This window comes from Mesobacillus sp., from assembly GCF_047739415.1.
In the GTDB taxonomy this organism is placed as follows: domain Bacteria; phylum Bacillota; class Bacilli; order Bacillales; family Cytobacillaceae; genus Mesobacillus.
Genome location: NZ_JBIQOE010000043.1, coordinates 1 through 11022, shown reverse-complemented (window position 1 = coordinate 11022; position 11022 = coordinate 1). Strand labels below are relative to the sequence as shown.

The following is an 11022-nucleotide window of genomic DNA, read 5'->3' as shown; positions in this document are numbered from 1 at the left end:
AATGACTTTAACCACTTTTTAAAGAGTTTTTGAAAAAAATAAGTAGAGACTTGCTGATACCCAAATAATATTTCTCTTCCACAAGAACAAAAATAAAAGCCCTACCTGAATCAGGTAAAGGCTTTGTTAAACCACACTAAAGAAAGCGGCAGGCATCATTCCCCACTTCATTAGAGGAAAGAATATACAGCGAGTTTCCACTATTGGATTTTTCTTTAGAAAAACCATAGCTTTCTAACTCATCGTAATCACCATTCACGATGATAGCTGAAGCGAAAAGCAATGCCTGAAGATGAAATAATGAAACATCAACAATATCTGTCAGTGAATCACAAGGCATAATGTCTGCCAGGACTGCAATCCTGCCACGAATTCCAAGGCGGTCATAAACAAATTCAACACTATCGGCCATGGTGTCGGAAATAGCTGCAGCAGCACTGATGATGTCATTCCAATTTTCATCAAAAACATAAGCATGCCAAGGAGATTTTTTTGAGGCACTTAGAAACTCAATTTTAAGAAATTGCTGGTCATTATCAAAGTAATAAACAGATTTCAGTTCATCCATAGTTCCCCTCCAATAGTAAAGTAGGAATAGTTTCCCACAGCAAGTAAAAGTTAATGAATTTGTTTTGCATGATTTAAAAACTTTAGTAAATACTTACAACGAAGTTACCAGATGCATGAATTTTGTTGATAAGGGAAAAAGGTAATAAACAAACATTAACCGGGTGTAAGGAGGACAAAAAAATGGAGCAAAAGCAAAATAATCATAGAACTCCAAAAGAGGAAACTGAAGAGCAGCATAGCATGGTGTGCAACGATCAATTATTTTTCCAGGAACTAAGGATAGCTGCTGAAGAGGCAGAACGCGACCACAACGATAAAGATCAAAGCAAGGCATAATAAAAGAGAAAGGCAATCCTGCCTTTCTCCGCATTCTTCATTACACTATTAATATTCCAAATTGCTTTACGAACATTACGCTTTAACTGATGAAACGGTCTCTTTCCGCCGCATCTTCCTCACGCTCCGCTTCTCGTTCTTCATACCAAAATTTAATATGGGTAAGGATCGAGAAAACAAGGAAAAAGTTCATCGACCAAACGCTCACAAACGGGGCCATTCCTCCAAACTCAATCGTCTCGTACTGTTTTAAAACCATCACAATATATGACTCAATGAACACAAGGACAAAGCCGGCTACACCTGCAATTGCCATACGCATCATAATCAATAACCACCTTATCGCATTATCAGATTATTTAAATAATACGACTAATTATTGATTATCGCAACTATTTTGTCACTAATTTGCCACATTTTCGAATTGACAATTTGGCATAGTACTTTTTATCTATTGCGCTTTCCGTAAACTTTGTTGCTTTCTCAACTAATTATTGCAATTCTTGTTCAGAAGTCGCCTCGAAAAGATCTCCCGAAACCTTTATATGACCTAGTAAAAGTTCGAAAAGCAACAATTTGTGCGAGAACCACTTTATCTATTCAACTTCTTTTGCTTTTGCATGATCTCATATGATTTTTCAATAATGTCTGTTAATACATCGCCTTTGTATATTCTGCCGACTTTCGTATTTTCTTGATAGTATTGTACAATTTCATCTAGTTTGTCAGATGTATCCTTGGAGACTCTAACGTTCAATTGAATTCTCTGGGCTTCATTCATGGATTCGGCTTCCCTCCAAATACTTCCACTTCTATATAAAAACAAAAATCTATCATATTGCTAGCAGTTTGATATTATGTAGATATATGTCGCTACCCCTTCTGCAACGTTCTCTATTTTAACATATTCCATCAGCTTGCAACACTATGTTGGAGTAAGATTCGTTTTTCACCCAGTCTTACAGGGTAATTTATATCGAGAATTGTTTTTTTGTGGTGTTCATGTGATTAGTTCCGTACTGGCAATGGCAGTCAGAAAAGAATCTCATTCATACTGAGCCCTATCACCCTTTAAGAGTTATTAAAATATATGGAGACTTTCTATGAAGCTTATAAAATGGTCTTACACAAAGAGATATAATATCAAAGCGCAATTTGACGTTTTTCCCAACTCGATCGCCACTTTCCGGCAAATCAAAGATTATTACTTCATCTATACTGTCAATTGGTCATTGGGTGACCCTGTTGTCTCGAAAATCGCGTTGGAGGAAATGGAGTGGCTGCTCAATAAGGAGCTCGGCACACTGGAAAGTTACAACAGAAGGAAATTTTTCCAGAACGATTCCGAATGATTTAAACTTTTAAATTTACCCATTTACAATTCAGACTATTGCCCTGCCGACAAACCCAATTCATTTTTTGCTTAGCTTGATGCAGCAATGCAGGCTTTCTCCGAAGATTGCTTATTCCATCATCGCTGGTTATCAATTTCTTTCTTTGATAAAAGATGAATTCGAGAAGCAGAAAGAACAGCTATTGCAATGGAGTCAAAAGGTTTCACAGGAAATAGAAACCGAGAATTTTATAAAGTTATCTCTGTACAAAGGATTGGCTGCTGTTATGTTTACTGATCTGCATAGTTCTCGTGAGTGCTTTTACCTCACACAAGCTTGGTTAACTTGAATTGTATAAAGGCGAACTATAATAAAACCCAGCCCTGCAAATGCAGGTGCTGGGTTTCTACTAGTCTTAATTTTTTACCGAGAGTATTGCTTCCCAATCGATTGTACCGTTTTTGACTTGCTCACGTTTTTCTTTATCCATGATGTCTGCCGGTCTCCCGCCTTTCGGCCAGTCGCCCTCATGCCCTTTGAATTCTGGTCGGTCATGCGAAAGGATAAATGCAGCCAAATCGATCGCTTGCTGGTCAGATAAAGTTCCTCCCTGCCCTTTAGGCATGTTCTTTTGTACAAATCCCGCCATTTTGGTCATTCTTGACATACCTGCACCGTCGTTGAAAGAATTTTCTCCCCAAACAGCAGGTCCTGTGTTTGTTCCAGTACCAGATCCATCGGCAGCATGGCAGCTTGCACAAGATTGGGCATAAAGCTTTTCACCGTCCTCAACGCTAGGAACAGGATATTGCTTTGGCTCTTTAGGCGCTCTCCACGGAAGGTCTGCTCCAGCAGGGACACCTTCTGACATGTATTGCAAATAAGCAATCATCGCGCGCATTTCTTTGCTGTCAGTCGGGAACATTTTTCCATTCATGCTTCGGATCATACATCCATTGATACGATCTTCCAGAGTGTAAACCTCACCTTCGCGCGGCCTGTATTCTGGATAGACTGCAGAAAGCCCGACCATCGGGGCTTCTTCTTTCACTGTACCTCCGTTTGCGTGGCAGCTTGCACATGAAAGATTATTGCCAACGTACTCATCTGCTACTGTATTTGTTTCCATTACTAGCTCATGTCCATATTTAATACTTTCCCCGAGAGGACCATCAGGTACATCCTCCATGCTTGGCGGGTTGAACTCAATTTCTTTGCTGGCACTCTCAGTTTGCGGCTGAGGTGCAGTAGCTGTTTCAGCTGGCCCAAGGTCCTGGCTAATTTTCCAGCCAACGAATAATGAACCAACGATTAAAAATCCAATAATGATTGCGAGACTGTTTTTCATAATGTTTTCCTCCTTATGTAGATTATTCTAATCTGCTATTCCATTTCCCTATACCCATTCTAGTATATATAACACTACTATTTTTATATTAAATATGTAGAAATAGTGAAAACTATAAGAATAGGAAAAAGGAGCTGGATTTCTCCAGCTCCTACTTTTCTTTCCCTATATAGTGGAGGAACCACACTGCATGGTTCTGTTCATCATAGGCTGCACGCCTGAACACTTCTTTTATGACTGGGTCTGCAGCTTCATCAGCTATTTCGTGATAAAAATCAGTCGTTTTTTGCTCATCCTTGAAGGATGCTTCGAGTCCTTCAAGATACGTTTCAGCGCATTCTTCAATCAACTGCGGGAGTGGTTGCTTTCCTGTCAGAGTTGTATATATTTGTGAAAACTGCCGAAGATGCTTTTTTTCATCATTCAGAATTTCATTGATTTGGTCTCGCTGTTCTGCATTAGGTGCCATGGCGGCAAGCTTTGCATAACATTGTATTGCACTGTACTCGCCATTTATAGCCTTAATCAGGTCACTGACAAGCTTTTGGTTCTGTCTGTAATGGTCATAATAAGGATACATATCATACCTCCCCAAACTATTTGTATTAGTGTATGGAGAGGAGAGAAGGGTGTGCCTGCTTCCATTTATTCTGGATTAAGTCCCTCATATTCAACAAAAATACCCTTTAAATACTTCTTTTCTTTTACCACTCTGATTCCAGATTCCTTCATGTAGCGACCTGTATCACGGTTTAAATGGCAGCCATCACACAGTCGTTTCCACGCGGGAGTCAGGACATCCTGCAGGACCGCAAGCGATTTTGACTCAGTCCTTACGTGTTCAAAAAGGACGATTTTCCCGCCTTTTTTACACACTCTTCTCACTTCCTGAAAAACCTTTTGCGGCTCACTCACGGAACAAAGAACAAGCGTGGCCACAACAGTATCAAACTCACCATCATTGAATGGGAGTGCCTCTGCCATCCCCTGATGGAACTCGACTGGCAATCCTACTTCCTTCGCCTTGAGTATTGCCTGATCAAGCATATGAGGATTGGGCTCCAATGAAACAACACTTTCAACCTTTGCTCTGGAATAGTAAGGAAAATTCGCTCCTGTACCCGCGCCTATTTCAAGTACCTTTCCCTCTAATTCAGAAACTATTTTTTTCCTAACTCTCGCAATCCATTTCTTTTCAAGAGGTTCCATGAGTTTATCATAAGAAAAAGCAAACATTTTTCCCAATATTAATGCTCCTAACTGTTACCTTTTTCTACATTATAATTAAAAAGGTCCTGGAAAAGCTATTGCTTTAGCCAGGACCTTTCTTTATAATTCCAAGATTTTACTATTGCCCATATTGTTGATTTTGTATATGCAATCCCATGTACCTTATGGCTTTAACACTACCTTGATACAGTCATCTTTCCGATCGTTGAACATTTCATATCCTTTTGCCGCATCATCAAGCTGCAATTTATGTGTGATAATATCAGTTGGGTCGAATTCCCCGTTAGTGACCATATCGAATAGTTTTGGCATGTAGTGAATAACAGGAGCCTGTCCCATTTTCATCGTGATATTGCGTTCGAAAAATCGGCCAAGCGGAAACATATTGTATCTTAATCCATAAACCCCGGTAATTTGCACGGTTCCGAATTTCCGTACCGCTGTATGAGCAATTTCCAGAGCGGAAAGGGTTCCTCCCTGCAGCTTCAGTTTTTGTTCTACTTTTTCCACGACAGACTTCTTTCCATCCATTCCTACACAATCTATTACCACGTCGGCACCGCCGTCCGTCAAGTCTTGCAGGAATTTTCCCGGATCATCTTCCTGTGTAAAATCAAAGATTTCTACACTATTGGTCTTTTTAGCATGCATCAGCCTGTAGTCGAGGTGATCAACAGCGATGACTCGTTTAGCGCCTTTCATCCAGGCAAATTTTTGTGTCATCAATCCAATTGGCCCGCTGCCAAGAACAATGACCGTATCTCCCTTCTTTACGCCAGCGTGCTCTACACTCCACCATGCTGTTGGGATGACATCCGACAGGAACAATAGCGACTCATCCTCCAGCTCACATGATTCAGGCACGACAAATGAAGTAAAATCAGCGTACGGCACTTTTAGATATTCTGCTTGTCCACCCGGATGGTTGCCATATTGCTCTGTGTATCCAAAATACGCTCCTGTATCTTTATATTCATTAGTGTTATCACATTGGCTTTCCATCTGATTTTGGCAGTAAAAACATTCACCACATGAAACATTGAAAGGAATGACAACACGGTCTCCTTTTTTCAAGTTCTTAACGCCGGGACCCACTTCTTCAACAATACCCATTGGTTCATGTCCGATGATGTAGCCAGGTCTTAGTGGCATGTTACCCTGATAAAGATGGAGATCCGACCCGCAAATAGCTGTTGAGGTAATCTTTACAATCATATCTTGTTCATGTTCTATCTTTGGTGCTTCTACATTCTTCACTTGTACATCCTTAGAACCTTGATAAGTAACTGCTTTCATCATTCGCCACCCCATTCCAATTAAGTACATTTTATGTTTCCCTCGAAGTTATCAGAGAAAACACCTATGGAACTTTTTCCAATAATTAGCTCTATACATAAACTACCCTTCAACAAAGCAAGTTATAAAATGGAGGTGTTGAAAATGGAGAATAAACAGCCCGGAAATAAAAACCCTCCTGACTTCAAGGAAATGTCAGACCGAGTTATCGCAGAACCTGCAAATGGACCGCAGCTGGTCATTAAAACAAATTTGGACCCGAGTGATGCAACAGAGGATAATCCATATTTCACAAATGATCAAACAACTGATTCTGACCAATTCAAAGAATATTTCAAGGAGTAGACTATGGAAAAAACACAAGCTTATCTGCGCGAAATCATTTCCAATTACACAGAGACGTATCCACTTAGCAAGAAGATTTATCAGCGCTTAGAACAAGGTGATTACCCTTCTGAGGGTGACTTTGTCAGGGACCTAACCGCTGAAGAAATAGAATTTTTAAATAAAATTCTCCCCGATGCGATTGAGTATGCAAAAAATGAATTAGACGAAAAACGTGCACAGCAATTGAACGAAGTATATGAATTACTCTATTGAACAGTGGAATCTTCCTTGCAACTTTTATTCATTAAAAGATAAAAAAACAGCAGAAGATTGATCTGCTGTTTTTTACTATGTTCATTTTCGTAAACAATTTTGCTTTCTTCAAGAAATGTAAATTGCGAAAACAGTCTTAACTATTCACTGAAGCTGCATGCTCTTCTACTGGCTCTTCACCCGTCTTGTCCCTGTGATAAATCGCATTGATTTCTCCGCCAAGAACAAGTGCAAGGCCGGTCAGGAACAACCAGAGCATCAATACGATGACACCGCCTATGCTTCCATATGTGGCTGAATAGTTTCCGAAATTGCTAACGTAAAAAGAAAATCCCAGGGAAATCAGCTGCCAGACTACTGTCGCGAAAATCGCACCTGGTATTACATGCTTGAATGGATAATGTTTGTTTGGTGCTACTCGATATAAGCCTGCCAAAACTGCTGCCATTACAACAATCGCTACAACCCACCTTACAATGTTGAAAACAATATCAAAGGGCTCAGGAATCTGGATGATTGATTGCACAGTATCCAATATTACTTTTCCGAATACCGGCAAGAGGAGCGCGACTACAAACGCCAGGATCAGCCCAAGTGTCAACATAATCGAAACAAGTCTTGCCTTAATGAATGATCTTGTTTCCTTTACATCAAACGCAATATTCATCGCTTTTATAAAAGCGTTCATGCCACTCGATGCTGACCATATCGTACCTATGATACCAAAAGTAAGGAGTCCTCCGTTTCGTTCGCTTACCAGCTTGACAACATTATCTCTTAATAACTCAGCTGATTGCGAGGGCAATAATTGATTTACAACATTTATCGCTTTCTGGGGATCGATATTCAAGTAAGGAACAATTGCTATCAACAGAATCAGCAATGGAAACAATGCTAGCATATAATAATACGCCTGTTGAGCAGCCAGGCCCGTTGCACGGTCTTTTTTCAGCTCCTCCAGCAGGCTTTTCCCATAGTGCTTAAGTTTCTCTTTCAATTATGACTCACCTCTCAATGACTTTTAAGTATGCTTGTCTTTTCCCCGTCAAGAGAGGTTTTAATCATGACAAAAAGACCTATATTAAAACGTAAAAAAGACCATTGCTGGTCTTTTTTTCACAATCTACTTGTCGTCTTCTACATATGGGTCATGTTCGTAAGCAGGAAGGTCTCCAAAGGATGTCATAATCCCCTCTTCATCCAGCTCGTTTTCGTATTTCTCATGCTGCTTATTTGGATAAACGGTTATTTCCTTGCCGGAAATATCGTTTCCGATAAAATTCTCAAAATCTTCAACATAGCCTACATTTTCTTCTGACTCAATATAAGTGTCATTATAGTGATCCTGTGGCGTCATAAAATCTGATGGAGTTTCGGAAGTCCCCCAGCTTGATACCTCTTGCCAGGAGTCTTCTGCATCAAATGCGACATTTTCATCCTTGTTATCCAGATCGAATTTTCCAAAAGGCGGCATGAGCACACCTTCTTCTATAGGTCTGTTATGGGAAACCGTGCGATCAGGTGTATGTTCAATACAAAATGTCGTTTCGGGTACAGCTTGAAGACGCTCATAAGGAATCTCCCGCGCGCAAACCTCGCATTTTCCGTATGTTCCTTTTTCAATGGCCTGTATAGCTTTATCTATACTCTGGATTTGATATTCTACATGATCGTTCAGTGCAATATCTTTCTCCCGTTCATATAACTCAGTCCCTTCATCCCCTGGATGGTTATCATAACTCGAAAGCTCACCAGTTGACTCATGAGCATGTCCACTTCTCAGGTCAAAATGGTCATTCCCGTCAAGGTGGGACTCAAGATCTTTTTTGTTTTTGAGAAGCTCTGCCTTAAATGCCGACAGTTGCCCTTGTGTTAGCATATCAGCTGCTCCTTTCTTTAAAGCGGTTTTTATTAGCTTGCTGCAATCTGCTCTATTTAATAAAAGGTAATAAGTGTTATCTTTCCCGCAAGTACCATTATTGCAACAGAAGTCATAGTATATATGACAACTTATAATCAGGAGTGATGCCTATGCCTTTATTTGTAAATGGATATGTTTCACCACAGGTTTTTCGAAATAACGATGAGATTGCAGAACAGAGCAACCAGGAGAAATTTCGTCTGAATTATTTACAAGAAATCCTAAATGAGCAGCAAAAGTTGAATAATGAATTGACAGGTAGCGTAACAAAATTCGATCGTAACCTGGAGCATAATAGACAAGAGCAATATACTCAGTTTCAGGAAATGTTTTCTTTTCTGGCGAAACAGGAGAATATTTCAGAAAAAGTCATGGAAAACATCTCGGAACAAAAAGAATCCACAACTGAAATCGATGATAAACTGATCAAACTCGAAGTCATGCATGAACAGTTTTCAAAAGCTCTCTTGAGTAGGGAGCTAACAAGTGAGGCGATTTTGAACCAGCTTGCCCATCAGCAATCAATGATACAGGACTTGAACCGAAAGCTTCTTGAATATGAAGATGTCACTAAAGCACTGGTTATACAGGCTAAAAAGCAGGAAGAGCTTCAGGATATGCTGGCAAAACATGCAGACTTGCAGGGAATTTTCCATGAAACAATTATGGAACGACTCGGAAAACAAGATGCTGTTGGTGAAACAATCACCGATCAACTTGGCGAGATCAAAATATCTTTATCGCAAAAAGCTAACTCTATCCTTGAGAAAATTGAAGAACAGTCCTCCAAATTCTCACAGTTTTTCTTAAGCCTTATCATGCCCAATATCACTCAAAAGAAATTTATCAAAGGTAAGACGTTTAAAACAAAAACAAAACAGGAAAAATAACAAAAAGCATTGGCAAAATTGCCAATGCTTTTCCGAACTAAATTCTCATCCTGTTTCCGTATGATATTTTTAATCCAAGATTGTAACTTTCACTTGCTTTCTTCCCCACTGAAGAGCACCGCTTTGAGTAGGGATAAAGACATCAATACGGTTTCCTTTAATGGCCCCGCCAATATCTTCAGCAGTGGCATAGCCATAGCCTTCAACATATACTTTAGATCCCAGAGGAATAACAGTTGGATCAACAGCGATTACCTTTGCATTTGGGTTAGCTTTCAGGTCCACACCTGTCTTTGTAATACCAGAGCATCCTGTGCAATTCGCTGTATAAGCTGTCGCTTCAACTGTAATCTGGTTTGTCGCTGCTGCTGGCTTTGTAGCAGCTGGTTGTGCTGTTACCTGACTTGCAGGTGCTGATGCGGGCGTTGCAACCGGAGTAGCAGCCGGCTTGGCAGATTTTTTCTCAACCTTCATCTCCGCAGGCATGTTTGTATACACAGCCAGACTCAGTCCTGGATGAATAAGATCGGATGATAATTTATTCCAATCTTTAAGATCATTTACTGTAACACCATAAGCCTTAGCAATACTCCAAAGTGTATCACCTTTTCTAACTTGTGCATATTTAATAGGAGATACTTCTAGTAAATCGTTTGGATGAATGACATCACTCGATAAGTTATTCCATTTTTTTAGTGAATCTACCGTAACGCCGTATTCCTTAGAAATACCCCAAAGCGTATCCCCCTTATGTACGACGATTTCCTCTGCCTGTGCTTGTGTGCCGGCAGCTCCAGAAATTGCCGCTGCTGCAACCAAAGATAATAATGACTTTTTCATTTGTTTGCCTCCCATCGGCTAATTTTTATCACGTGAATTATCGTAACATAGAATTTCGGTACAAAAAGAACAAGCATATTTAAATTGGATTACGAGAATAACAGAATTATAACGATAACATGTCATACTTACTGAAAATTCTGTCTATATAATACTTTCGTAGGAATAATTTCTAGTTAATTTGAAAAATATTCTATCTATTTCTTCTGTATCCATATCTTTCCTGGATAGTTTGTGTTTCTAAAAGGATCCCAAAGTCTTTAATTGGTGTCCTTATTATCTATTAATTTACTTTTTCGTAATAAATCTGCATTATCGGTGATCTCTTTTTCCATTATTAGGTTTTTCATTACGCTAATCAGCTTCATTGGTGACCTCTTTTTCTTCTTTTTTAATTTTTAGGGCGCCAATCAGTTCCATTGATCTCTTTGAATTTACGAAGCGTCAAGCGTATTCAATTATGATGACAGTTTTCAACACGATGTCTTCATGTCCTAGAAAGGATTTTCATCACACGAACAAAAAGCGCAAGCGCCTCGTTCAGCCCTGACAAGCGCTGGAGGGCCGACCGGTGAAGTCGTTCTTTGACTTCATTGGGCGGACCGAAGCGACTCGAGGGGCTAGGCGCTGGAGCTGGATTAAGATAACTTCATGAAG

Annotated in this window: 15 protein-coding genes and 1 pseudogene; 6 read left to right on the top strand and 10 right to left on the bottom strand. The window is 39.8% G+C overall.

Features of this window, described 5'->3' with window-relative positions; all coding sequences use genetic code 11:
* Positions 1–136 precede the first annotated feature (136 nt).
* On the bottom strand, positions 137–568 hold the full coding sequence (locus ACH0QE_RS03475) for a hypothetical protein (protein ID WP_415799300.1): 432 nt from the start codon (positions 566–568) through the stop codon (positions 137–139).
* Positions 569–750: 182 nt separating this feature from the next.
* On the opposite strand from ACH0QE_RS03475, the gene ACH0QE_RS03470 reads away from it, so the two are divergent.
* A complete protein-coding gene (locus tag ACH0QE_RS03470) occupies positions 751–906 on the top strand; it encodes a hypothetical protein (protein ID WP_415799298.1) in 156 nt (51 codons plus the stop codon).
* A gap of 82 nt (positions 907–988) precedes the next feature.
* Here the strand turns inward: ACH0QE_RS03470 and ACH0QE_RS03465 are convergent, their stop codons facing one another.
* Positions 989–1231, bottom strand: a complete 243-nt coding sequence (locus tag ACH0QE_RS03465) for a hypothetical protein (protein WP_415799297.1) — start codon at positions 1229–1231, stop codon at positions 989–991.
* Between the two features lie 267 nt (positions 1232–1498).
* Entirely contained in the window at positions 1499–1687 is a 189-nt protein-coding gene (locus ACH0QE_RS03460; RefSeq protein ID WP_415799295.1) for a hypothetical protein, read from the bottom strand.
* A 322-nt stretch (positions 1688–2009) separates the two neighbouring features.
* Between ACH0QE_RS03460 and ACH0QE_RS03455 the strand changes: the two genes are divergently transcribed.
* Both ACH0QE_RS03455 and ACH0QE_RS03450 read left to right on the top strand, forming a co-directional pair.
* On the top strand, positions 2010–2258 hold the full coding sequence (locus tag ACH0QE_RS03455) for a hypothetical protein (RefSeq protein WP_415799294.1): 249 nt from the start codon (positions 2010–2012) through the stop codon (positions 2256–2258).
* Between the two features lie 49 nt (positions 2259–2307).
* Positions 2308–2537: pseudogene (locus tag ACH0QE_RS03450) on the top strand (thiamine permease); the annotation flags it as partial.
* Positions 2538–2655: 118 nt separating this feature from the next.
* Here the strand turns inward: ACH0QE_RS03450 and ACH0QE_RS03445 are convergent.
* The 4 genes from ACH0QE_RS03445 to ACH0QE_RS03430 form a co-directional block, all read right to left on the bottom strand.
* A complete protein-coding gene (locus ACH0QE_RS03445) occupies positions 2656–3588 on the bottom strand; it encodes a c-type cytochrome (protein WP_415799293.1) in 933 nt (310 codons plus the stop codon).
* A 151-nt stretch (positions 3589–3739) separates the two neighbouring features.
* Complete coding sequence (locus tag ACH0QE_RS03440; protein WP_415799292.1) at positions 3740–4168, bottom strand: ferritin-like domain-containing protein; 429 nt, start codon at positions 4166–4168, stop codon at positions 3740–3742.
* Between the two features lie 65 nt (positions 4169–4233).
* The gene (locus ACH0QE_RS03435) at positions 4234–4824 is read right to left on the bottom strand and encodes a class I SAM-dependent methyltransferase (protein ID WP_415799415.1); all 591 of its coding nucleotides are present in this window, start codon (positions 4822–4824) and stop codon (positions 4234–4236) included.
* Between the two features lie 156 nt (positions 4825–4980).
* A complete protein-coding gene (locus tag ACH0QE_RS03430; RefSeq protein ID WP_415799414.1) occupies positions 4981–6114 on the bottom strand; it encodes a zinc-dependent alcohol dehydrogenase in 1134 nt (377 codons plus the stop codon).
* Positions 6115–6258: 144 nt separating this feature from the next.
* Here ACH0QE_RS03430 and ACH0QE_RS03425 point away from each other — a divergent pair, with 144 nt between their 5' ends.
* Together ACH0QE_RS03425 and ACH0QE_RS03420 are read left to right on the top strand one after the other, a co-directional pair.
* Positions 6259–6459, top strand: coding sequence for a hypothetical protein (locus tag ACH0QE_RS03425; RefSeq protein WP_415799291.1), 201 nt, complete (start codon positions 6259–6261; stop codon positions 6457–6459).
* A gap of 3 nt (positions 6460–6462) precedes the next feature.
* Entirely contained in the window at positions 6463–6714 is a 252-nt protein-coding gene (locus tag ACH0QE_RS03420; protein WP_415799290.1) for a sigma-G-dependent sporulation-specific acid-soluble spore protein CsgA, read from the top strand.
* A 136-nt stretch (positions 6715–6850) separates the two neighbouring features.
* Here ACH0QE_RS03420 and ACH0QE_RS03415 read toward each other — a convergent pair whose 3' ends face one another.
* Entirely contained in the window at positions 6851–7711 is an 861-nt protein-coding gene (locus ACH0QE_RS03415) for a YihY/virulence factor BrkB family protein (RefSeq protein WP_415799289.1), read from the bottom strand.
* A gap of 126 nt (positions 7712–7837) precedes the next feature.
* Complete coding sequence (locus ACH0QE_RS03410) at positions 7838–8593, bottom strand: TraR/DksA C4-type zinc finger protein (RefSeq protein WP_415799288.1); 756 nt, start codon at positions 8591–8593, stop codon at positions 7838–7840.
* Positions 8594–8745: 152 nt separating this feature from the next.
* Here ACH0QE_RS03410 and ACH0QE_RS03405 point away from each other — a divergent pair, with 152 nt between their 5' ends.
* Positions 8746–9525, top strand: a complete 780-nt coding sequence (locus tag ACH0QE_RS03405) for a hypothetical protein (protein WP_415799287.1) — start codon at positions 8746–8748, stop codon at positions 9523–9525.
* A gap of 69 nt (positions 9526–9594) precedes the next feature.
* Here the strand turns inward: ACH0QE_RS03405 and ACH0QE_RS03400 are convergent, their stop codons facing one another.
* A complete protein-coding gene (locus tag ACH0QE_RS03400; RefSeq protein ID WP_415799286.1) occupies positions 9595–10365 on the bottom strand; it encodes a 3D domain-containing protein in 771 nt (256 codons plus the stop codon).
* Between the last annotated feature and the right edge of the window lie 657 nt (positions 10366–11022).

Coding starts and splice junctions, on each gene's coding strand:
- ACH0QE_RS03430 (WP_415799414.1), bottom strand. CDS start 6,114: ATGAAAGCAGTTACTTATCAAGGTTCTAAGGATGTACAAGTGAAGAAT.
- ACH0QE_RS03475 (WP_415799300.1), bottom strand. CDS start 568: ATGGATGAACTGAAATCTGTTTATTACTTTGATAATGACCAGCAATTT.
- ACH0QE_RS03470 (WP_415799298.1), top strand. CDS start 751: ATGGAGCAAAAGCAAAATAATCATAGAACTCCAAAAGAGGAAACTGAA.
- ACH0QE_RS03435 (WP_415799415.1), bottom strand. CDS start 4,824: ATGTTTGCTTTTTCTTATGATAAACTCATGGAACCTCTTGAAAAGAAA.
- ACH0QE_RS03460 (WP_415799295.1), bottom strand. CDS start 1,687: ATGAATGAAGCCCAGAGAATTCAATTGAACGTTAGAGTCTCCAAGGAT.
- ACH0QE_RS03465 (WP_415799297.1), bottom strand. CDS start 1,231: ATGATGCGTATGGCAATTGCAGGTGTAGCCGGCTTTGTCCTTGTGTTC.
- ACH0QE_RS03455 (WP_415799294.1), top strand. CDS start 2,010: ATGAAGCTTATAAAATGGTCTTACACAAAGAGATATAATATCAAAGCG.
- ACH0QE_RS03400 (WP_415799286.1), bottom strand. CDS start 10,365: ATGAAAAAGTCATTATTATCTTTGGTTGCAGCAGCGGCAATTTCTGGA.
- ACH0QE_RS03440 (WP_415799292.1), bottom strand. CDS start 4,168: ATGTATCCTTATTATGACCATTACAGACAGAACCAAAAGCTTGTCAGT.
- ACH0QE_RS03405 (WP_415799287.1), top strand. CDS start 8,746: ATGCCTTTATTTGTAAATGGATATGTTTCACCACAGGTTTTTCGAAAT.
- ACH0QE_RS03410 (WP_415799288.1), bottom strand. CDS start 8,593: ATGCTAACACAAGGGCAACTGTCGGCATTTAAGGCAGAGCTTCTCAAA.
- ACH0QE_RS03420 (WP_415799290.1), top strand. CDS start 6,463: ATGGAAAAAACACAAGCTTATCTGCGCGAAATCATTTCCAATTACACA.
- ACH0QE_RS03425 (WP_415799291.1), top strand. CDS start 6,259: ATGGAGAATAAACAGCCCGGAAATAAAAACCCTCCTGACTTCAAGGAA.
- ACH0QE_RS03445 (WP_415799293.1), bottom strand. CDS start 3,588: ATGAAAAACAGTCTCGCAATCATTATTGGATTTTTAATCGTTGGTTCA.